At 67.3% G+C, this 21,923-nt stretch carries 15 protein-coding genes; 14 read left to right on the top strand and 1 reads right to left on the bottom strand.

Annotated features, from left to right (window positions below; genetic code table 11):
* Positions 1 to 54: 54 nt before the first annotated feature.
* Positions 55 to 1,584: a MocR-like pyridoxine biosynthesis transcription factor PdxR gene (gene pdxR, locus ACUDP5_RS20585; protein WP_445657072.1), complete on the top strand. Its 1,530-nt coding sequence runs from the start codon at positions 55 to 57 to the stop codon at positions 1,582 to 1,584.
* A gap of 43 nt (positions 1,585 to 1,627) precedes the next feature.
* On the opposite strand, the gene ACUDP5_RS20580 is transcribed toward pdxR, so the two are convergent.
* Positions 1,628 to 2,545 carry a DUF72 domain-containing protein gene (locus ACUDP5_RS20580; protein ID WP_445657071.1) on the bottom strand — a complete coding sequence of 306 codons (918 nt, stop codon included), beginning with the start codon at positions 2,543 to 2,545 and terminating at the stop codon, positions 1,628 to 1,630.
* A gap of 262 nt (positions 2,546 to 2,807) precedes the next feature.
* Here ACUDP5_RS20580 and ACUDP5_RS20575 point away from each other — a divergent pair, with 262 nt between their 5' ends.
* The 13 genes from ACUDP5_RS20575 (at position 2,808) to ACUDP5_RS20515 (ending at position 21,853) form a co-directional block, all read left to right on the top strand.
* Positions 2,808 to 5,696, top strand: a complete 2,889-nt coding sequence (locus ACUDP5_RS20575; protein ID WP_445657070.1) for a type VI secretion system Vgr family protein — start codon at positions 2,808 to 2,810, stop codon at positions 5,694 to 5,696.
* Complete coding sequence (locus tag ACUDP5_RS20570; protein WP_263913510.1) at positions 5,689 to 6,555, top strand: DUF4123 domain-containing protein; 867 nt, start codon at positions 5,689 to 5,691, stop codon at positions 6,553 to 6,555. The genes ACUDP5_RS20575 and ACUDP5_RS20570 overlap by 8 nt, the downstream gene beginning before the upstream one ends.
* Positions 6,552 to 8,693: a T6SS phospholipase effector Tle1-like catalytic domain-containing protein gene (locus ACUDP5_RS20565; RefSeq protein ID WP_445657069.1), complete on the top strand. Its 2,142-nt coding sequence runs from the start codon at positions 6,552 to 6,554 to the stop codon at positions 8,691 to 8,693. Before ACUDP5_RS20570 ends, ACUDP5_RS20565 begins: the two co-directional genes overlap by 4 nt.
* Before the next feature lie 2 nt (positions 8,694 to 8,695).
* Complete coding sequence (locus ACUDP5_RS20560) at positions 8,696 to 9,247, top strand: DUF3304 domain-containing protein (RefSeq protein ID WP_263913512.1); 552 nt, start codon at positions 8,696 to 8,698, stop codon at positions 9,245 to 9,247.
* 83 nt (positions 9,248 to 9,330) lie between these two features.
* Positions 9,331 to 9,822, top strand: a complete 492-nt coding sequence (locus ACUDP5_RS20555) for a DUF3304 domain-containing protein (RefSeq protein ID WP_263913513.1) — start codon at positions 9,331 to 9,333, stop codon at positions 9,820 to 9,822.
* A gap of 161 nt (positions 9,823 to 9,983) precedes the next feature.
* Positions 9,984 to 12,080 carry an ATP-dependent helicase gene (locus ACUDP5_RS20550; protein ID WP_445657068.1) on the top strand — a complete coding sequence of 699 codons (2,097 nt, stop codon included), beginning with the start codon at positions 9,984 to 9,986 and terminating at the stop codon, positions 12,078 to 12,080.
* Positions 12,081 to 12,181: 101 nt separating this feature from the next.
* Positions 12,182 to 13,189, top strand: coding sequence for a magnesium and cobalt transport protein CorA (locus ACUDP5_RS20545; protein ID WP_263913515.1), 1,008 nt, complete (start codon positions 12,182 to 12,184; stop codon positions 13,187 to 13,189).
* A gap of 105 nt (positions 13,190 to 13,294) precedes the next feature.
* Positions 13,295 to 13,951, top strand: coding sequence for a thermonuclease family protein (locus tag ACUDP5_RS20540; protein ID WP_263913516.1), 657 nt, complete (start codon positions 13,295 to 13,297; stop codon positions 13,949 to 13,951).
* Positions 13,952 to 14,042: 91 nt separating this feature from the next.
* Positions 14,043 to 16,280 carry an ABC transporter substrate-binding protein gene (locus ACUDP5_RS20535; protein WP_445657067.1) on the top strand — a complete coding sequence of 746 codons (2,238 nt, stop codon included), beginning with the start codon at positions 14,043 to 14,045 and terminating at the stop codon, positions 16,278 to 16,280.
* Entirely contained in the window at positions 16,277 to 17,254 is a 978-nt protein-coding gene (locus tag ACUDP5_RS20530) for an ABC transporter permease (protein ID WP_263913518.1), read from the top strand. Before ACUDP5_RS20535 ends, ACUDP5_RS20530 begins: the two co-directional genes overlap by 4 nt.
* 5 nt (positions 17,255 to 17,259) lie before the next feature.
* A complete protein-coding gene (locus ACUDP5_RS20525) occupies positions 17,260 to 18,768 on the top strand; it encodes an ABC transporter permease (RefSeq protein ID WP_445657066.1) in 1,509 nt (502 codons plus the stop codon).
* On the top strand, positions 18,765 to 20,459 hold the full coding sequence (locus ACUDP5_RS20520; protein WP_445657065.1) for an ABC transporter ATP-binding protein: 1,695 nt from the start codon (positions 18,765 to 18,767) through the stop codon (positions 20,457 to 20,459). Before ACUDP5_RS20525 ends, ACUDP5_RS20520 begins: the two co-directional genes overlap by 4 nt.
* 236 nt (positions 20,460 to 20,695) lie before the next feature.
* Positions 20,696 to 21,853 carry an FAD-dependent oxidoreductase gene (locus tag ACUDP5_RS20515; RefSeq protein ID WP_445657064.1) on the top strand — a complete coding sequence of 386 codons (1,158 nt, stop codon included), beginning with the start codon at positions 20,696 to 20,698 and terminating at the stop codon, positions 21,851 to 21,853.
* Positions 21,854 to 21,923: the final 70 nt, after the last annotated feature.

The following is a 21,923-nucleotide window of genomic DNA, read 5'->3' as shown; positions in this document are numbered from 1 at the left end:
ATGCTACTATGGCCCCATTGTTGGGAACCACTTTTATAAATCAGGTAGAACCAATTGCGGTCCATCGTTGGGGATTTGCTGCTGCTGCGCCTGGCCGATGCCGGCGGCGGGCCGATGAACAAGCGGCTCTACCATGGCATTCGAGAAGCCATCCTCGATGGTTCCATCGCGGCGGATTCGCGCCTGCCCGCCTCGCGCGACCTGGCCGCCGAACTCGGCATCGCCCGCAACACCGTGGTGCACGTCTACAGCCAACTGCTGGCCGAAGGCTACACCCGCAGCCGCCAGGGCAACGGCACCTTCGTCAACGCCTCGCTGCCCGATTCCTACCTGGCCAGCGGCCGCCAGTCGCGCCGCGCACCCACCCCGCAGCCGCGTCCGGCGCTGTCCGCGCGCGGCGCCGCCATTGTCGACGGCGTCTCGGCCTCGCCCTACCAGTGGGGGGCGTTCATGCCCGGGGTGCCCGACCTGACCGAATTTCCCCACAAGAAATTCGGTCGCATCTTTTCCGCGCTGTGGCGCAACCCCTCCCCCGATCTGCTCACCTATGCCTACGGCGGCGGCCTGCCGGCGCTGCGCGAAGCCCTGGCCGAGCACCTGGCGCTGACGCGTTCCATCGACTGCGACCCCGACCAGATCCTGATCACCGAAGGCTCGCACCAGGCCATCGACCTGGCCACGCGCATCCTGGGCGAAGCCGGCGAAACCGCCTGGGTCGAAGACCCGGGCTACTGGGGCGCGCGCACGGTGCTGCAGGCCAACGGCCTGCACACGGTGCACCTGCCGGTCGACGAAGAAGGCATGCGCCTGCCGGAAGGCGGCGTCTTGCCCGGCGGCGCGCCGCCGCGCTTCATCTTCGTCACGCCGTCGCACCAGTATCCGCTGGGGCCGGTCATGTCGCTGGCGCGCCGCCGCCAGCTGCTGGCCGTGGCGCACCAGCACGGCAGCTGGATCATCGAAGACGACTACGACAGCGAATTCCGCTTTTCCGGCCGGCCCATCGCGTCGCTGCTGGGGCTGGAGCCCGATGCGCCCGTGATCTACATGGGCACCTTCAGCAAGACGCTGTATCCGGGGCTGCGCGTGGGCTACCTGGTGCTGCCCAAGCCCCTGACCGCCGCGTTCCAGGCGGCCCACGCCGAGCTGTACCGCGAAGGCCACCTGATGACGCACGCGGCGCTGGCCACCTTCATCGCCGAAGGCCACTACGCCGCCCACATCCGCCGCATGCGCATGCTGTATGCGCGCCGCCGCGCCATGCTGGTCAACCTGATCGAACGGCGCCTGGGGCCCGACTGGCTGCATCGCGACGCCAGCCTGGCGGGCCTGCACCTGGTGCTGACCTTGCCGACACACATGGACGACCTGCGCGTGGTGGACGTGGCGCGCCGCAAGGGCGTGCTGACGCGCGCGCTGTCGCGCTACTACGTGGGCGCCGAAGGGCGCCGCCCCGGGCTGCTGCTGGGCTATGCCTGCGTGCCCGAGCACGACATCGCCCGCAAATTCGAAGTGCTGCTGGAAAGCCTGGCGGAAGTGGCACGCACGTCGCCCGCGCCGCTGGCGTTGGCCGAGGCGGGCGGCTAGCGCTTGCCGCCGTGGCGCCGCATGCGGGGCCGCGCCATCCCCTTCACGGCGGGCCGTCTTGCGTGCCGGGGGCGCTCAATGCCGCCTTGAATGCCGCGGCATTGCGCATGCCCTGGTCTTCGTAATTGGTGTTGAACACCGCGTGCGCCTGCGCGCTCTGCTGCGCCACTTGCTGAAAGCGGCGCACCAGTTCGGCCAGTTCCTCTTCCGAATATTCGTACTGGAAACGCCCCGACGACGCGCTGCCCGACGCGTTCCAGGTGGCCGTGTTGCGCCCGTGCAGGCGCAGCAGCGTCAGGTCGGGATGCGTGCACGCCCATACCGCGGGCACGCTGTTGTCAAAGCCCTGCGGCGCATCGACCACGGTATGCACCACCCCCAATTCGCGTTCCATCGCCAGCGTGGCCGCCGTGGCCTCGGGCGTCGCGAACCAGCTGCGATGGCGAAATTCCACTGACACCAGATGGTCTTCCAGCCGCCGCGCGCAATCGGCAACCCGCGCCATCCCGCGCGCATCCCGCTGGACCCAGGGCGGAAACTGAAAATGCACCGCGCCCAGCTTGTCGGCCATGCGCAGGGGCTCCAGCGCCAGCGTATAGCGGCGCCACAGTTCATCGCGCAGGTCATCGGGCATGCCGCGGTGATAGATCACCGGTTCGGGCCAGTCGCCCAGTTCCTGGCGGATATCGGCCGGCAGCGCCGCCAGCGGCGTCTGGTGGCCGGTGAACAGTCGGTACGCCTTGATGTTGAAGACGAAGTCGTCCGGCGTGCGTTGCGCCCACAGGTAGGCGTTTTCCGCGCTGGGCAGGGCGTAGTAGCTGGAGTCCACCTCGGCCAGCGAAAAACGCGAGGCGTAAAAACGCAGCCGGGCGTCGGCGCTGTTGGCCTGGGGCGGATAGAAGCGGCCGCAGGCCAATAGCGTGGGGTCGGTCCAGGAAGCGGTGCCGGCAAGCAGGCGCATGGCGTTGGGGCAAGCACCGCGGGGGGCGGCACGACGGATAGGAAGCCTTCGATTTTTTCATTCTCGTGCCGTTTTTTCAATTTTTGTTGCAACTTGAGCGACGTTGGTTGTCATTGACGCCAGATCGTCGTGGTATTTCTTCCTGTCCATCGGGGATGTTGACCCCGAGGCGTATCGACACTCGTTGTCGGCGCGCAGGTGCAATGCGACATGGGAGTTTCCTGATGCTGACATTGGTGCTATTGCGTGTCGGGCCGCTGCGATGAGTGGCCTGTTCAATTCCGACGCCCGCCTCTATCGCCTGCAAGGCGAGGGTGCGCTGGCGTCGCTGCACGTCGAAGGCTGGACCGGCCGCGAGGCGCTGTCGGGCGTGGCGCAACTGCGCATCGTGGCGCTGTCCGACGATGCCGGCCTGTCGTTGCAAGACATGATCTCGCGGCCCGTCACGCTCTGGACGACGCGCGCCGACGGCAGCCGCAGCGGCCGCAGCGGCGTGGTGCGCGAAGCGGAATTGCTGGCCGGTGATGCAGGGCTTGCGCGCTACCGGCTGACGGTGGCTCCGTGGCTGTGGCTGGCCACGCAGCGGCGCGCCAGCCGCCTGTTTGAAAACAAGCTGGTGCTGGACATCGTGCGCCACGTGCTCGATACCTACGAAGGCTACGTCTACCGCATCGCGGCCGACGTCGACAGCGCGCTGGCCGACCTGGCCCCGCGCCCCTACACCACGCAGTACCGCGAAACCGACTACGCCTTCATCAGCCGCCTGTTGGCCGAAGCCGGCCTGGGCTGGACCGTGCTGGAAGACGCCGAGGTGCCGGCGCGCCACGTGGTGCAGATTTTTGCCGACAGCCGTGCCCTGGCCGAAGACGCGGAATCGTCCAGCGGCGGCGTGCGGTTCCAGCGCGCCAGCGCCACCGAATCGCGCGACACCGTGCAGGCCCTGGTGCGCCAGCGCCGCCGCACGCCCGACAGCATCACGGTACTGGGCTGGCACGACAGCGGCAAGCGCGCCGTGGCCGCGCAGGCGCGGGTCCACGCGGCCAACGGGCAGGACGATGCAGCGGGGCTGGATTGGTACGACATTGCCGGCCACGGCGGTTTTGCCAACGAGGCCCAGGCCCGCCGCCAGGCGGAACTGGCGCGCGAGGCCGTGCGCGCCCGCGCCGAGACCTTCGCCGGGCGCGGCGTGGTGCGCACGTTCCGCTCGGGCACGCGCTTCACATTGCAGGACATGTCCTCGCTGGGCCCGACGGGCGAGGCCGGGTTCGAGCCGGTCTTCGCGCTGGACTGGATCGAGCACGTGGGCATCAACAACCTGCCGCCAGAGACGCGCACGTCGCTGACGCAGCGCCTTGGCGGGCTGGATGCGTATCTGACGCTGGATGGCGAGGCGATTGCCGCGCCGCAAGAGATCCCGCCTGGCGATGGTTCGACGTTGGATGACGCCTCGATCTCCCCCGACCCCGCCGTCCTGGCCAAGGCCCGCGAGGTCGGCTACGCCAACCGCTTCCAAGCCGTGCGCTGCGACCGCCCCTGGCGCCCACCCTTGCCGGAATCCCGCGGCGCCCGCCTGGGCGGCGCGCCCTCGGTCCACGGCGTGCACACCGCCGTGGTCACCGACGCCGAAGGCGGCACGCAACCCAGGCAAAGCGACGAGATCCTGCGCAACAAGCGCGGCGACGTGCGCATCAGATTCCATTGGCAGGCGGGCAGCCAGGACGGCGAGGCCAGCAGCCGCTGGGTGCGCGTGGCGCAGCGCCAGTCCGGCGCCGGCATGGGCATCAGCTTCGTGCCGCGCATCGGGCAAGAAGTGCTGGTGCGCTTCCTGGACGACGACATCGACCAGCCCATCGTCGTGGGCGCGCTGTACAACGGCCGCGGCGAAGGCGGCACGCCCGCCACGCCGGGCGGGCGCGCTGGCAGCGCGGCCGATACGCAGGTCTACGCCGCCGCGCGCGACAACGCGCCCAGCGCCCAGGCCAACCTGGCCGCGGGCAACGCGCCGGCCTGGCACGGCGCGGCCGCAGGCGAAGACAACCACCGCAACGCGGCCGCGCTGACCGGCTTCAAGAGCAAGGAATTCGGCGGCGCGGGCTACAACCAGATCGTGTTCGACGACACCGACGGCCAGCTGCGCATGCAGGTCAAGAGCAGCCAGGAGGCCTCGGAACTGAACCTGGGCCATCTCATCCATCAGGCCGGCAACTACCGCGGCGGCCTGCGCGGCGTGGGCGCCGAACTGCGCACCGACGCCTACGGCGCCGTGCGCGGCGGCGCGGGCGTGCTGCTGTCGACCTACAGCGCCACCGGCGGCAACGCCAGCGCCGTGGGCGATGCGGCGGGCGTGCAGGCGCTGGCCAGCCAGACCGACCAGATGGCGCGTTCGCTGGACAGCGTGGTCGGTGCCCACCAGGGCCTGCGGCTGGCCACGGCGCTGGGCACCAAGGGGCCGCAGGCCAGCGTGCTCGATGGCGACAAGGCGCCGCTGGCGGCCATGCACCGCACCGTCTCGGGCACGGTCGCGGGCGACAGCCTGGATGGCGCCCGCGGCGATGCCTCGGCCAGGCACACGCAGGCCGCGCCAGGCAAAGTGCCGCACCCCACCGATCCCGTCGTGCTGATGGCTGCGCGCGCCGGGCTGGCGCAGGTCGCGGCCAAGCACCTGCAAGTGACGGCCGGGGAGGCCGTGCACTGGTCGGCCGGCAAGGACCAGAACCTGGCGGTGATGGGCGCGCTGCGGCTGCACACCGGCCAGGGCCTGGGCATCGTCGCCGGCCTGCAGCAGGGCGGGGCGGAGGCGGGGCTGGACCTGATCTCGGCCAAGGGCAACGTCGACGTGCAGGCGCAGCACGACATTTTGCGGGTGCAGGCGCAGCAGGACATCACCATCGGCAGCGCACAGACCGCGGTGGAATACGCCGCGCCCAAGCGCATCCGCATCGCGACGGCGGCCGGCGCCAGCATCGTGCTCGAAGGCGGCAACATCACCGTCACCGCGCCGGGGCGCATCGACGTCAAGACGGGCGACAAGCGCTTTGCCGGCCCCGACCGATTGCCCTATCCGTTTCCCCAGATGCCCGAGAGCGTCTGCGTCAGCTGCGCCGTGGAAGCCGCGGCGGGCGGCCAGGCCATGACGGTGAAGAATGCTTGAGGACCGCGATACCTGGATCGATCCGGCCGGCCCCGCCGTGGGCCGGGCGCTGTACGACGCCGCGTGGAACCAGCCGCAGCCCATGGAGCGCTACGTGCTGCTCGACGCCGCCTTTGCGCCAGGGCTGCCCGCGCGGCTGGCGCGCTGGCTGGAGCCCGAAGACTACTGCTCGCTCTATGCCGGACGCTACGAAGGCGAAGGCCTGGACGAGGTTGCGCCCTACCTGCTGCGCCTGCCCTGGGTGCCCGCGCTGCGCCAGCCGCTGTGCGACAAACTGATGGATCTGACGCGGGGTAGACCCATGCTCAGCCTGCTGTTCAGTGAGGCCACGCTGGAGCCGCTGGCCGACCACCTGCGCGCGCAGATCGAGGCCGTCGGCGCTGATGGCCGCGCCTATCTGCTGCGTCTGGCGGACACGCGCGCGCTGGCCGCGCTGCTCGACGTGTTGACGCCCGCGCAACGCCAGCGCCTGCTGGCTGGCATCGCGCGCTGGTCCTACGTAGACCGCGCGGGTGAACTGCAATCGATCGAAGGCGGCCCGCCAGCCGCGCCCGCCATCGAGCCGACGCCTTATCAGATCGACGCGGATCAACAGCGCCAACTGCAGCAATGGGCCCTGCCGGACGCCATCCTGCGCTTCGTGCAATTGCGCGCCGGCCTGTTCGGCGAGCTGGCCTGCCGCCCGGCCGCGGCGCATCGCCTGATCGACGAAGGCGTGCAGCGCCTGGCTCGCCGCGGCGTGGATCACGACGCGCTGGCCTATCGCCATGCCTTGACGCTGCTGCGCCGCCACGGCCTGCTGGCCCCCGCCCATTCCTCACCCACGCCTGTTGTCTCCAGCCTGGAGCCGCAATCATGACGTTCAAGTTCCGCTTCGCCGGCCCATGCCGCGAGATTCCCACGGACCTGGATTTCCAGGAGCAACGCAAGGCCTGCCAGAAAATGGGCGAAAAGGCCGGCACGGACTGCTCGATCGAGTTGTTCTTCGGATTCTTCTTCGATGGCACGCGCAACAACATGTATGTGTCGGACAAAGCGCGAGACAACACGCAGACGAATGTGGCGAGGTTGCATAACGTATTTGACGATAAGAAAGACCCTAGTTACAGCGCGCGCCAACACCGATTTCGTACCTATGTCGAAGGCGTGGGTACTCCTTGCGTAGATAAGGTGGGTGATCCGGGAACTGGCGTGCATGCGCAGGCGGGAGCCGCAGCGGGATGGGGGGGAGAAGGTCGCATCAATTGGGCTCTGCTGGAATTCCAGAACCATCTGTATTCGCATTTCGTACCGAATAGCACTTTGACAGATGCGCTAAGGCAGGACACGCGAGCGCTGGTTCGGGAAATGAGCACGGATATGTCGATGTCTGGTTTGCAGATAGAAGAGCTGGCAAAGGGCGCCACCCTTCCTTTTGGACCAACGCCTGGTGACGCGGCGGACGTGGCGATTCGACGCGCCCAAGGTCTGGCTGCATCAGTTTGGAGAGTTCTGAGCGTTCATAAAGCCAGACCGAACAATATGGCACGCTATTCCGTGTTGTCGCGTCGTAACCGTGAGATGCGGCAGATGCTGTCCGGCTACCTGTCCACAAATCCAAAAGTCGAGCGCATTCGCGTCTCTATCTTTGGTTTCTCTCGTGGCGCGGCCGAGGCACGGGTGTTTGCCAATTGGCTCAAGGACGCCTGCGATGTTCCCGAAGGAATGTCTTTTTACACCCCTCGCGGAGACGGCGTCTTGCGCCTTGGGGGCATTCCTGTGGTCATCGATTTCATGGGCTTGTACGACACCGTGGCCTCGGCCGGCATTGCACAGTCGGCGCCTGGCGAATTGTGGGACGGCCACGGCGCGTGGGCAAGCAAGGAAGACATGGAAGTTCCAAGTATGGTCACTCGCTGCGTCCATATGGTCGGGGCGCACGAAGTGCGAGGATCATTTCCGCTGGACTTGATTGATGGTCGTGGCTTTGAAGAGATCGTCTATCCGGGGGTGCATTCAGACGTGGGAGGCGGCTACAAGCCTGCAGAGCAAGGCCGAGGGATGGCGGATAACGATAAGCTGTCGCAAATTCCTCTGTGCGATATGTATCGGGAAGCCGTGACGGCCGGCGTACCCTTGAGGTTGCACACGGCGCCTGCTCGCGACAAGGCCCGGTTTGAAGTGTCGGCCAACCTGCGCAATGCATTCAATGCTTACGTCGAGAACACTCGCGACATATCCAATGGGCAATCATCGACCCGCCGAATCATGTACAACCACTACGTTCAGTATGTGCGCTGGCGACGCTTTCGTGTTGATCGCGGGCCTGAGTGGCTGGGCGGCATTCCCAGTGCGCTGCGGGCCAAGGCGAACAATCCTCAGGACTACGAGGATCTGGTGCAAGCCAACGACGAGTTGCTGCTGGAGGTTCGAACGTTGACTGCGAACAATGCGCTTGAACGCAGCTCAACCCCGAATGTGATGCCGGGTGCGGAAGGCGCTCGGCTCTATGACAGTGTCATGTTGGCATTGCGAGGCAACAAAGAGAAGATGTGGCTGGATCAGATGCGCACCGTCTGGAACCTTCCTGGCAGGCCCGTCGCCGCGGTGATTGATTTTCTGGACAATTATGTGCACGATTCAAGGGCCTGGTTCAAGCCTCTGGGCAAGGATGACGACGTGTGGATGAGCATCCAGCGTGATCGTCTCAAGCAACTGGACCAGCGTGAAAAGCTGGCCGAACAATATGTATCGACCGGTCGGGCTGACCTGGCCTGGCCACTGATGCCCAGCAAGGAAGAGCGGGCAGAGTTGGTTGCCTATCGAGCAAATCCCAATGCCGTGCCATTGCAGGCCGGTGGACGGGAGTTTTACTCTCAATGGGGCTATTTGCGCTGGCGCTCTGTCTACGCCAATCCTCAGGTTCGGGCGCAACGGGAGGCGCAGCAGGACCGGGAGAATACGCAGCGTGCTCTGCAGAATATGCCAATAAACTTCAACGCCATTCCGCGATTCTGAGTATGCAGAAAATCAATTTTCTGATCAGCCTGTTCACTCGACTTCGCTCGCTTCGTTGGGGATGCTCTTTAGCCTTTTGCATGGCGTTGATAGGGCAGCCTGTGGCTGGTTGGACGCAGTCCATGCCTATTCCCGCAACGCTTGGCGTGCGGTTAGGCATCATCAATTACCTTGACGAAGGTTTGAGTCCCGTCTTCATCAATCGTGCATGGGCGGGAAGTGCTCGTGCGCAGGCTTACACATCCAGCACTTGCTGCGTTGCCATTGCGACCGAGTGGAAGCCGGGAATGACAATGAGGGTGGAGTGGAATTCTGATTCGATGTTTTATCGTGGCGAGAATGATCTATTGGTTCGCGATGTTCCGGTCATGCCATACGAGCCGTTTCACGATGGTTATGTCTGGGCCATTTTTCTGCCTGGTGGAGAGGTGCGGCTGCAACCATCACGCTCTCGTCCTGGCGCGGAAGGCTTTTTGTTGGGGTTGCCTCCACCCGGCGAGGCGACCGAGGCGGAATTGAAGCAGTTCATCGAAAAGACCCAACCCAAGCAGTAGGCATGCGCCCGAGCATACGGATTCTTCGTTCACGTGCACGCGGTCAGTCGCTACACGGCAGTGCCCGTCTGATTCGCCGATCTATGTTGGCAATGTTCCTGGGCGCTTCAAGCCTGATCGCTGGTCTGGCTTCGACACAGCCCGTGCCGACCCCCGAGGCGCTTGCTGTTCGATTGGGTATCGTCAATTATCTGGATGAGGGCTTGAGCCCGGTTTTCATCAATCAAGCGTGGGCAGGCACCGCTCGTGCGCAGGCTTACACATCCAGCACTTGCTGTGTTTCCCTGCCAAGGGAGTGGGTGCCGGGCATGACGATGCGGATCGAATGGAACTCCGATTCCATGTTCGAGCGCGGGCAGGATGCGTTGACGGTACGAGACGCGCCGGTCTTGCCTTACGACATTTCCTATAGCGGCTATGTTTGGGCGATTTTCTTGCCTGGGGGTGAAGTGCGTGTACAGCCTTCAGCGTCTGGGCCTGGCGCTGTGGGCTTTTTGCCGGGACTGCCTCCACCCGGCGAGGCGACCGAGGCGGAATTGAAGCAGTTCATCGAAAAGACCCAACCCAAACCTTGAGTCGTCCGGGCGCCGAGCGACCGTCGCGCTACCCGTCCTCGTTTCTTCCCCCGTCCCCGCCAGACTCCCGCCGGGACATTGCCCGCGGCTGGTATGATGCCTGGATATATAACCAGTTGTCAGGCCGGCCTTTCCGCGCCTGGCTGCCAGCCCCGCGCGCCATGTCCGACCCGACCCTTCCGCCTTCCAACAGCCGTCCCGACCCCTTGGCCGACCTGAATCCGGCCCAGCGCGAGGCCGCCGAATTCGGCGTGGCCGGCGCGGGCGACGACGGTCCCCTGCTGGTCATCGCCGGGGCGGGGTCAGGCAAGACCAACACCTTGGCGCACCGGGTTGCTCACCTGATCCTGAACGGCGCCGACCCGCAGCGCATGCTGCTGTTGACGTTCTCGCGCCGCGCCGCCCAGGAAATGGAGCGCCGCGTGGGGTCGGTGCTGCAACGGGTGATGAACCTGCGCGGCACCCAGCAGGCGCCGTCGCTGCCATGGGCGGGTACGTTCCACGCCATCGGGGCGCGCCTTTTGCGCGATTGCGCCCAGCGCATCGGCCTGTCCGACGCCTTCACCATCCACGACCGGGGCGACGCCGAAGACCTGATGGGCATGGTCCGGCACGAGCTTGGGCTGTCGTCCACCAAGTCGCGCTTTCCGCTCAAGGGCACCTGCCTGGCGATCTATTCGCGGGTGGTCAACAGCCAGACGCCGGTGGCCGACGTGCTGCACAGCGTGTTCCCGTGGTGCGCGCAGTGGGAAGACGAGCTCAAGAGCCTGTTTCGCGGCTACGTGGCGGCCAAGCAGGACCAGCAGGTGCTCGATTACGACGACCTGCTGTTGTACTGGGCCGAAATGATGGGTGATGCGGCCAATGCCGCCGACGTCGGCGGGCGCTTCGACCATGTGCTGGTGGACGAATACCAGGACACCAACCGCCTGCAATCGGCCATTCTGCTGGCCATGAAGCCCGACGGCCGCGGCCTGACGGTGGTGGGCGACGACGCGCAGTCCATCTATTCGTTTCGCGCCGCCACGGTGCGCAATATCCTGGATTTCCCCAACCAGTTTCCCAAGCCGGCGCGGGTCATCACGCTGGACCGCAATTACCGTTCGACCCAGCCCATTCTCAATGCGTCCAATGCCGTCATCGGCCTGGCGACCGAGCGCTACGCCAAAGACCTCTGGACCGACCGCACGTCGTCGCAGCTGCCCGAACTGGTCACCGTCAGCGACGAAGGCGGGCAGGCCCGCTGGGTGGCCGATCAGGTGCTGGCCCAGCGCGAGGGCGGGGCCACGCTCAAGTCGCAGGCCGCGCTGTTTCGCACGTCCAGCCACAGCGCGGCGCTTGAACTGGAACTGACCCGCCGCAATATCCCGTTCGTCAAATTCGGCGGGCTGCGCTTCCTGGAAGCGGCCCACGTCAAGGACCTGCTGTCGCTGTTGCGCTGGGCCGAAAACCCGCGCGGCCGCATGGCGGGTTTTCGCGTGGCGCAGTTGTTGCCCGGCATCGGGCCGGCCACCGCCGGCAAGCTGATGGACGCCATGGCGCAGTCGGCCGAGCCGCTGCGTGCGCTGCGCGAATTCAAGCCGGGTGCGGCGGCCCAGGCCGAGTGGGGCGCGTTTGCCGATACGTATGCCGCGCTCGCCGACCCGGGCCTGCGCTGGCCGGCCGACGTCGACCTGGCGCTGCGCTGGTACGCCGGCCAGCTCGAACGCCTGTACGACGACGCCCGGGTGCGCAAGACCGACCTGGACCAGCTGGTGCGCATCGCCGCCGGCTACCCGTCGCGCGAGCGTTTCCTGACCGAACTGACGCTGGACCCGCCCGATGCCACCAGCGACGAATCCGGCGCCCCGTCGCGCGACGAAGACTACATGATCCTGTCCACCATCCATTCGGCCAAGGGCCAGGAATGGAAGGCCGTGTACGTGCTGAACGTGGTCGATGGCTGCATACCGTCCGACATGAGCACCGGCACGGCCGAGGAAATCGAAGAAGAGCGCCGCCTGCTGTACGTGGCCATGACGCGCGCCAAGGAACGCCTGCAACTGATCGTGCCGCAGCGCTTCTATGTGCACCAGCAGACCGGCATGGGCGACCGCCATGTGTACGGGTCGCGCACCCGCTACATCACCAACGCCATGCTGCCGCTGTTCGACCACCTGCCCAAGCTGCCCGACCTGCCGGGCGGGCCGCGCGAACCCCGGCAGCCGCAGGCGCCGCAGGTGGACGTGGCCAAGCGGGTGCGCAGCCTGTTCGCCTAGCAGGGGGGGGCCTCGGCCAGGGCTGAACAGCGGCGCTGGGCTATCATCGCCCCATACCGATACGCTGTTTCCGCAAGGGCTCGCATAGCCGGAGGATGCCTATGTCTACCGAAGAAATCGTCGCCACCGATCCGCATAAAGGCGAGGTCGTGGCGTCCATTGCCTATGTGAACGGCCGGCGCGAGCGCGAGGTGCCCATCGAAGAAGTGGGCCAGTACGTCAACCAGGACCGCAGCATGCTGTGGGTGGGCCTGCGCAATCCCGGCCCCGAACTGCTGGGCCAGGTGGCCCGCGAGCTGGGCGCCTGCGACAAGAACCAGGAAGAAATGCTGGAGCCGCACCGCCGGCCCAAGATCATCGACTACGGCAACATGGTGCTCATCGTGGCCATCACGGTCGAGGTCGAAGCCGAACGCCCCATCTTCGGCGAAACCCAATTCCTGATCGGCGAAGGCTTCCTGGTCACGGTGCGGCGCGGTGCCACCGCCGGCCACAGCCCCTTGCGCGAACGCCTGGAAGCCTCGCCCGACCTGCTCAAGCGCGGCAGCGACTACGTGGCCTCCGAACTGCTGGACTGGCTGGTGGACCGCTACGTGGCCGCCGCCGGCAAGATCGAATCGGTGGTCGAGGGCGCCGAGCAGAAGCTGCTGATCCGCGGCGCGAAAGATTCCGATATCCGCAAGCTCTATCGCCAGCGCCGCGACCTGTTGCGCATCCACACCGTGGTGTCGCCGCTGGTAGAGATCAGCCGCCGCCTGGCGCGCGTCGAGATGTCGGCCGTGGACGAACACGCCCGGCCGTATTTCGGCGAAGTGGCCGACCGCGTGTCGCGCGTCGATGAACTGTTCAACGCGCTGCGCGAATCGCTGGCCTTCGCGTTTGAAGCCAGCCTGATGATCGGCCAGGCCGCGCAGAACGACACCACGCGCAAGCTGGCGTCCTGGGCCGCCATCCTGGCCGTGCCTACGGCCATCGCCGGCATCTACGGCATGAACTTCAAGTTCATGCCCGAGCTGGAATCCCCGTATGGCTATCCCGTCACCCTGGGGGTGATCGCGTCGGTCTGTTCCTTCCTGTACTGGCGTTTCCGCAAGTCGGGCTGGCTCTAGACCTGCCAGGCCGGCAGGGCGCCGGCGCCGGGTGGGCCGCGCCTTGCCTGCGCCGCCCGGGCTTGTGGCACACTGCCTCTCGTTTCTTTATCCGGAGCCCGGCCCGTGCGCGGCAAATCTCCTTTTGGCGGCGCCAGCAAGCTGACCGCCCTGATCGTCGCCCTGGTCCTGGCCGCGGCCGGCGCTATCGTCAACTGGCTGCAGCCGTCGGGGCAGGGCGGCCAGCGGCCCGGCGCCAGTGCGCCGGCCTCCCAACGCACACCCGGGGCAGCCCCCGCAGGCGGCGTGCCGACCGGCAGCTATACCTTGACCGGCATGATCGTCAACGTGGCCGACGGCGATACCGTCACGCTGCGCGTGCCCGACGGCCAACGCCGCATCCGCCTGGACAGCATCGATGCGCCCGAAGAGGGCCATGGCGCCGACCAGCCCGGCCAGCCCTATGCCGAGGCCGCCCGCAAGAACCTGGCCGACCTGGTGGCCGGCAAGACCCTGACCGCGCAGTGCTACGAAAAAGACCAGTACGGCCGCGAAGTGTGCGCCCTGATCCTGGAAGATGGCCGCTCGGCCAACCGCCTGCAGGTCGAAGCCGGCTACGCCTGGGCCTACACGGCCCGCCAGGGCGCCTATCTGCACGACCAGGCCATGCCCGGCCTGCAACGCCAGGCCAAGGCCGCCGGCCGCGGCCTGTGGGCGGGCAAGGACCCCGTGCAACCCTGGAAGTGGCGCTACGACTGCTGGCGCCAGCGCCAGTGCGGCTGACCCCCCGGCAGAACCCTAAGGGGATGCCTGGGTACTGGGGCAAGGGCACCTTTGCTATTCTCTGTCGCACTGAATAGAAGGAAAGGTTTCCATGCTTGCTTTGAAGCGGCTTTGGGCGGCGGCCATGCTGCTGTTGCTGGCGTTGGCGGGCTGCTCCCAGGAAAGCAGCCCCATCAACAGCCCGTACCCGTCCGGCGCCGAAGGCCAGAACACCCTGTATTCCGCCTTCGTCAAGCGTTCGCCCAAGTACCTGGACCCGGCCAGCTCTTATTCCGGCGACGAAACCCCTTATACCTACAGCATCTATGAGACGCTCTACGGGTACCACTACCTCAAGCGGCCCTACGAACTGATTCCCCGGGCCGCGGCGTCCATTGACCCGCCGGTCTACCTGGATGCGCAGGCCAAGGTCCTGCCGGCCGACGCGCCGGGCGAGCAGATCGCCGAAAGCGTCTACGACATCAAGATCAAGCCCGGCGTGCGCTTCGCGCCGCACCCGGCCTTTGCCCGCAAGACCGACGGCAGCTACGACTACTTCCCGCTGTCGCCGGAAGACCTCGAAGACAAATACGCCATTCCCGACTTTCCCCGCACCGGCACGCGCGAGCTGGTCGCCGACGACTACGTCTACGCCTTTCGCCGCCTGGCCAGCCCGCGGGTGGTGTCGCCCATCTATTCGCTGATGGCCGAATACGTCAGCGGCCTGAAGGACTATGGCGACCGCCTGCGCCAGCGCGACCAGGCGCTGCGCCGCGACCTGCCCGGCGGCGCGGGCGCTTCCTGGCTGGACCTGCGCGAGCCCGACGGCTTCACGGGCGTACAGGCGCTGGACCCCCACACGCTGCGCATCCGCGTCAACGGCAAGTACCCGCAATTCAAGTACTGGCTGGCCATGACCTTCACGGCGCCGGTGCCCTGGGAAGCCGACCGCTTCTACAACCAGCCCGGCATGGCCGAGCACGACCTGTCGCTGAACACCTGGCCCGTCGGCACCGGCCCCTACATGCTGGCCGAATCGCTGCAGAACCGCCGCCACGTGCTGGCGCGCAACCCCAACTTCCACGGCGAACCCTATCCCTGCGAAGGCGAGCCCGGCGACAAGGCGGCCGGCCTGCTGGCCGACTGCGGCAAGCCCACGCCCTTCATCGACCGCGCCGTGTTCAGCGTCGAAAAAGAGGCCATTCCGCTGACCGGCAAGTTCATGCAGGGCTACTACGACGTGCCGCAGATCGAGCGCGGTGAGTACGGCGTGGCCATGCTGGTGGCCGCGGGCGACAGCCAGGACAAGGCGCGCAAATACCAGGAACACGGCATCCGCCTGCCCACCACGGTCGAAACCGCCAACTGGTACATGGGCTTCAACTGGCTCGATCCGGTGGTGGGCAAGGGCGACACGCCCGAGCAGGCCGAAAAGAACCGCAAGCTGCGCCAGGCCATCAGCATCGCGTTCGACTGGGAAGAATACGTGGCGGTGTTCGAGAACAGCCAGGCGTCGGTGGCCTACGGCCCGGTGCCGCCCGGCGTGCTGGGCTACCGCGAGCCGCCCGAAGGCGTGAACCCGGTGGTCTACGACCTGGTCGACGGCAAGCCGGTGCGCAAGTCGGTCGACGTGGCCAGGCGCCTGCTGGCCGAAGCCGGCTACCCCGATGGCCGCAACGCCGTGACCGGTGCGCCCCTGGTGCTGTACTACGACTCGATGCAGGGGGGCGGCTCGAATCCCGCGTTCGACTGGATGCGCCGCCAGATGGCCAAGATCGGCGTGCAGATGGACGTGCGCGCCACCGACTACAACCGCTTCCAGGACAAGATGCGGCGCGGTTCGGCGCAGATCTTCCTGTGGGGCTGGAACGCCGACTACCCCGACGCCGAGAACTTCCTGTTCCTGCTCTACGGCCCCAACGCCAAGGCCAAGGATGGCGGCGAAAACGCCGCCAACTACGACAGCCCCGAATTCAACCGCCTGTTCGAGCAGATGAAGTTCCTGGATGACGGCCCCGCAAAGGAAGCCCTGATCGCCCGCATGGTCGCCATCGTGCAGCGCGACGCGCCCTGGATGTTCGGCTACTTCCCGATGTCGGGCGGCGCCTACCAGCAGTGGGTCGGCAACGCCAAGCCCACCCAGATGGTGCGCAACACGCTGCAGTACATGAAGATCGACCCGGCCCTGCGCGAGCGCAAGATCGACGAATGGAATTCCCCCATCTGGTGGCCGGTGGGCCTGTTCGCGCTGCTGATCGCGCTGGCGATCTGGCCGTCGTACCTCGCGCTCAAGCGGCGTGAACGACAGACCGCGTTTGGCCACGGTCCGCGCAAGGAGCATCAATCATGATCGGCTACATCATCCGCCGGCTGCTGTATGGCGTGCTGATCCTGATCGGCGTGAACCTGTTCACCTTCATCCTGTTCTTCGCGGTGAACACGCCCGACGACATGGCGCGCCTGGCCATCGGCGGCCAGCGCATCAGCCAGGACGCGGTCGAGAAATGGAAGGTCGAGCACGGCTACGACAAGCCGCTGTTCTACAACACAAAGGCCAGCGGTTCCGCCCAATTGACCGACACCGTGTTCTACCAGCGTTCGGTGCCGCTCCTGGTGATGGACTTCGGCCGCTCCGACGGCGGCCGCGACATCGGCCGCGAAATCCAGACCCGCATGGGCCCCAGCCTGGCGCTGGCGGTGCCCACCTTCTTTCTGGGGCTGTTCGCCAGCATCGTGTTCTCGCTGACCTTGGTGTATTTTCGCGCCACCCGGCTGGACTTCTGGGGCGTGGTGGTCTGCGTGATACTGCTGTCCATCTCCAGCCTGTTCTACATCATCGCGGGGCAGTGGCTGTTCGCCAAGGTGCTGCGGCTGGTGCCGTTCTCGGGCTTCGAGGGCGGGCTGGACATGGTCAAGTTCCTGGCGCTGCCGGTGCTGGTGGCGATCGTGTCGCGGCTGGGTCCCGAAGCGCGCTTCTACCGCACCCTGTTCCTGGAAGAAATCGGCAAGGACTACGTGCGCACCGCCCGCGCCAAGGGGCTGGCCGAACGCGTGGTGCTGTTCCGCCACGTGCTGCGCAACGCCATGCTGCCCATCCTGACCAGTACCGTGGCCGCCTTGCCGCTGCTGTTCATGGGCAGCCTGATCGCCGAATCCTTCTTCGGCATCCCCGGACTGGGCAGCTACACCATCGACGCCATCAACGCGCAGGACTTCTCCATCGTGCGCGCCATGGTCTTCCTGGGGGCGTCGCTGTACATCGTGGGGCTGATCCTGGCCGATATTTCCTACACGCTGGCTGACCCCCGCGTCCGATTCGAGTAGCCGCCATGCCCCAATTCGTATTCCTCTGGACCGATATTGCGCTGTGGCTGATGGTGCTGGGTGCGCTGGCCTACGCCTGGCGGGTGCGCCGCAGCCCGAACCTGCGTTCCACCTGGGCGCGCGTGGCGCGCGACACGCCGGCCATGTGTTCCGCGGTGGTGCTGGCGGCGTTTGCGGTGGTCGGCTTGCTGGATTCCGTGCATTACCGCCCCTTGCTGCCGCCCGCTCCCGGCGCGGCCGCGGACGCGCCGCCGGTCTACGCGCCCGCCGTCAAGTCGGCGCTGGACGGCCTGTTGAGCGGCTCGGTGCTGACGCGGCCGGAAAAAACCTATTCCAGTCCGCTGGCCGTGCGCCAGTTCACCAAGGAAACCCTGCTGGTCGACGACAAGCCGGTACGCGATTTTCCGCGCCTGCGGGCCGCGGGCACACACCTGGCCGACCCTGATCGCGACCATGCCGGCGACCTGTCCCGACGGTTGGGCCTGGGGCTGGCGGCGGGCCTGGCCGTGGCGCTGGCGGGTACAGGCCTGCTGTTCGCCGGGCTGGCCCGGCGCGCGGGCGTTTCTGCCGCGGCGCAGGCGCTATTCGGCGGCGATTCGGATGTGCCCTGGCGCGCCATGGCCATCACCTTCACGCTGCTGTGCCTGGCGGGCGGCGCGCTGGCGGGGCTGTCCACCGGCTACCACGCGCTGGGCACCGACCGCATCGGCAACGACGTGCTGTGGCAGGCCCTCAAAAGCATTCGCACCGCGCTGGTCATCGGCAGCCTGACCACCCTGGCGATGCTGCCGCCGGCCATCGTGTTCGGCATCGCGGCCGGCTATTTCAAGGGCAAGGTCGACGACGCCATCCAATACCTCTACACCACCATCACCTCGATTCCCGGGGTACTGCTGGTGGCGGCCTGCGCGCTGATGATGCAGGTCTACATCGACAACCACGCCGATCTGTTCGATACCTCGGCCGCGCGCGCCGACCTGCGCCTGTTCCTGCTCTGCATGATCCTGGGCCTGACCGGCTGGGCCGGCCTGTGCCGGCTGCTGCGCGCCGAGACGCTCAAGCTGCGCGAGCTGGAATACGTGCAGGCGGCGCGGGCCTTCGGCGTGTCGCACTGGCGCATCATGACGCGCCACCTGCTGCCCAACGTGGCACACCTCGTGCTGATCACCGTGGTGCTCGAATTCTCGGGGCTGGTGCTGTACGAGGCCGTGCTGTCCTACCTGGGCATCGGCGTGGACCCCAGCATGAATTCCTTTGGCTCCATGATCGATGGCGCGCGCCTCGAGATGTCGCGCGATCCCATGATCTGGTGGAATCTCCTGACCGCTTTCCTTTTCATGCTGGCCCTGGTGCTGGCGGCCAACCTGTTCGCCGATGCGGTGCGCGACGCCTTCGATCCGCGCACCCGCCGCTACAAGCCGAGCCGCCTGCCGGGCCTGGGCCTGTTCGGCCGCCGCCCCGACGCCGTGCTGGCTGCCGACGCCCGCTCATCCAAGCCCGGAGACGCCCCGTGACGCACGACACCCCCTTGCTGGCCGTGCAGGGCCTGGACGTCGACATCGCCGGCGAAAGCGGCATGACGCATGCGGTCAAGCGCCTGCAACTGGCCATCTCGCAGCGCCAGACCTTTGCCCTGGTCGGCGAATCGGGCTGCGGCAAGAGCATGACGGCGCTGGCGTTGCTGCGCCTGCTGCCCGATGCCGGGCGCATCGTCGGCGGCCAGATCGAACTGGACGGTGAAGACCTGAACCGCCTGCCCGAAAGCGCCATGCGCGGCGTGCGCGGCGGGCGCATCGGCATCATCTTCCAGGAGCCCTCCACCAGCCTGAACCCCGTCATGCGGGTGGGCGACCAGATCATCGAAACCCTGGTGACGCACACGCCGCTGCGCGGCGCTGCGGCACGGGCGCGGGCCATCGACTGGCTGCGGCGCGTCGGCATCCCCGAGCCGGAACGGCGCGTGGACGACTACCCGTTCCAGTTCTCCGGCGGCCAGAAGCAGCGCGTCATGATCGCGATTGCCCTGGCAGCCGAACCGCTGCTGCTGATCGCCGACGAACCCACCACCGCGCTGGACGTCACCGTGCAGGCGCAGGTGCTTGATCTGCTGGCCGACATCCAGCAGGAAATGGGCATGGCCGTGCTGCTCATCACGCACGACCTGGCCGTGGTCAAGAACGTCGCCCATCACGTGGCGCTGATGCGCGGCGGCGAAATCGTCGAAAGCGCCAGCGCGGAGGAATTCTTCCGCGCGCCCAAGCACCCTTATGCGCGCCAGCTGTTCGACGCCATTCCGACCTTCGAAAAGCGCGGCGTGCCGCTCAGCCAGCCTGGCCGCGACGCACAGGCGCTGGACCCGGCCGCCGCCCGCCGCCGGGTGCGCGACCCCGGTGTCGTGCTGGACGTGCAGGACCTGAAGGTGCATTACCCCGTGCGCAAGGGGCCGCTGCGCCGCGTGGTGTCGTGGGTCAAGGCGGTCGATGGCGTCACCTTCACGCTGCGCGCCGGTGAAACGCTGGCGTTGCTGGGCGAATCGGGCTGCGGCAAGACCACCACCGGCAAGGCGCTGCTGCGCCTGATCGACGGCGCGAACATCTCCGGCCGCGCCATGCTGCAAGGGCAGGACCTGCTCTCGGCCGACCGCAGCCGCTTGCAGCGTCTGCGCCAGGACATCCAGATCGTGTTCCAGGACCCCTATGCCTCGCTGGATCCGCGCATGCGGGTGGGCGACATCCTGGACGAAGGCCTGGAATCCCTGCGCCGCGGCATGAGCGCGCAGGATCGCGCGGCCCATGCTGCCCGGCTGATCGAACGGGTCGGCCTGCCGGCCAACACGCTGGCGCGCTATCCGCATGAATTCTCGGGCGGCCAGCGCCAGCGCATCGCCATCGCGCGGGCCCTGGCGGTCGAGCCCAAGGTGCTGATCTGCGACGAGCCGACCTCGGCGCTGGACGTGTCGGTGCAGGCGCAGATCCTGGACCTGCTGCGCGAATTGCAGGCAGAACTGGGCATCGCCTATCTCTTCATCACGCACAATTTCGGCGTGGTCGAGTACCTGGCGGACCGCATCGCCGTCATGGAAGGCGGGCGCATCGTCGAGCTGGGCGAGGCCGACGCCGTGCTGCACGCGCCGCGCCAGGACATGACCCGGCGGCTGCTCGACGCCGTGCCACGCCTGCAATTCGGGCCCCTGTCCGCCGACTGAAACCTGCCCCTTTCGCGCCGCGGCGGGCGAGGGGGCGGCGGTGTCGTGCGATACTGTCGATTCGAAATCCGCGAAAAACGACGTTCCGATACCGCCGGCCCCGCGCCGCCCGGAACGTCGCGCACACGTCACCCCGCCTTGGCGTCAGGTCGGCCAGCGATTCCCCCGACATCCCGTCGGACCGTCACGAGCAACTGCGCGCGCAGCGCGCCTTGCCCGTACCACCGGAACGCGCCATGAACCTCGCTATCCCCGCAGCAAACTCCCTGTCCCGTGCCCGTATCGCCATCGTCGGCGCCGGACTGGGCGGCCTGACGCTCGCACGCGTCCTGCACCTGCACGGCATCCCCGCCACCGTGTTCGAAGCCGACGCCTCGCCCGATGCGCGCGGCCAGGGCGGCTTGCTGGACATCCACGCACACAACGGCCAGATCGCCCTCAGGGCCGCCGGCCTGCACGAGGCCTTCCTGGCCCTGGCGCTGCCCGGCGAGGACGGCAAGCGGGTCGTCGACCGCCATGGCCGCATCCTGTTCGATCGTCCTGGCCAGGCCCAACCCGCCCGGCCCGAAATCGACCGGGGCGCGTTGCGCCGCTTGCTGGCCGCGTCCTTGCCTGACGGCACGATCCGATGGGGCCACAAGCTCACCGCTGCCGACGCCCTGGGCGATGGCCGGCATCGCCTGGCGTTCGCCCAGGGCGCCTCGTTCACCGCCGATCTGGTGGTCGGCGCCGACGGCGCCTGGTCCCGCATCCGGCCGCTACTGTCGGCGGCCCTGCCTGCGTACGTCGGCACCACCTTCATCGAAACACGCCTGTCCGATGGCGACCGCCGCCACCCCGCCAGCGCGCAGCTGATCGGCCGCGGCACCCTGATGGCCGTGGCGCCCGGCAAGGGCATCCTGGGCCATCGTTACGCCGACGGCACCCTGCAGGCGTACGTCGCCTTGAACCGGCCGCAGGCCTGGTTCAGCGCCATCGACTTCACCTGCCGGTCGGCCGCCCTGGCGCGGCTCGCCCGGGAATTCGACGGCTGGGCGCCGGCGCTGCGCGCGCTGGTGACCGAAGGCGAGGCCGACCCTATCGCCAGGCCGCTGCACGCCTTGCCGGTCGCGCATCGCTGGGAACGGGTGCCCGGCGTGACCTTGCTGGGGGATGCGGCGCACCTGATGTCTCCGTTTGCCGGCGAAGGCGCCAACCTCGCCCTGTACGACGGCGCCGCGTTGGCCCACGCGCTGTGCGCGCGCCCCACCGCGATCGAGACCGCCTTGGCCGAGTACGAACAGGCCTTGTTTGCCCGCAGCGCCTCGGCCGCCGCGCAGACGGCTCGCAACCACGAGCGCTTCTTCGGCCCGCTCGCGCCGGCCAGCGTGGTGGACCTGTTCGCCGCGCACTGACGCCACCCGGCGCGGACGCACCCAGGCCCCCACGCGGCCAGGACAGGGCCCCAAAGGAAAACCGCCCCCC

The sequence above is a fragment of the Achromobacter sp. NCFB-sbj8-Ac1-l genome, assembly GCF_052695805.1.
This window is presented reverse-complemented; position numbering and strand designations above follow the sequence as displayed.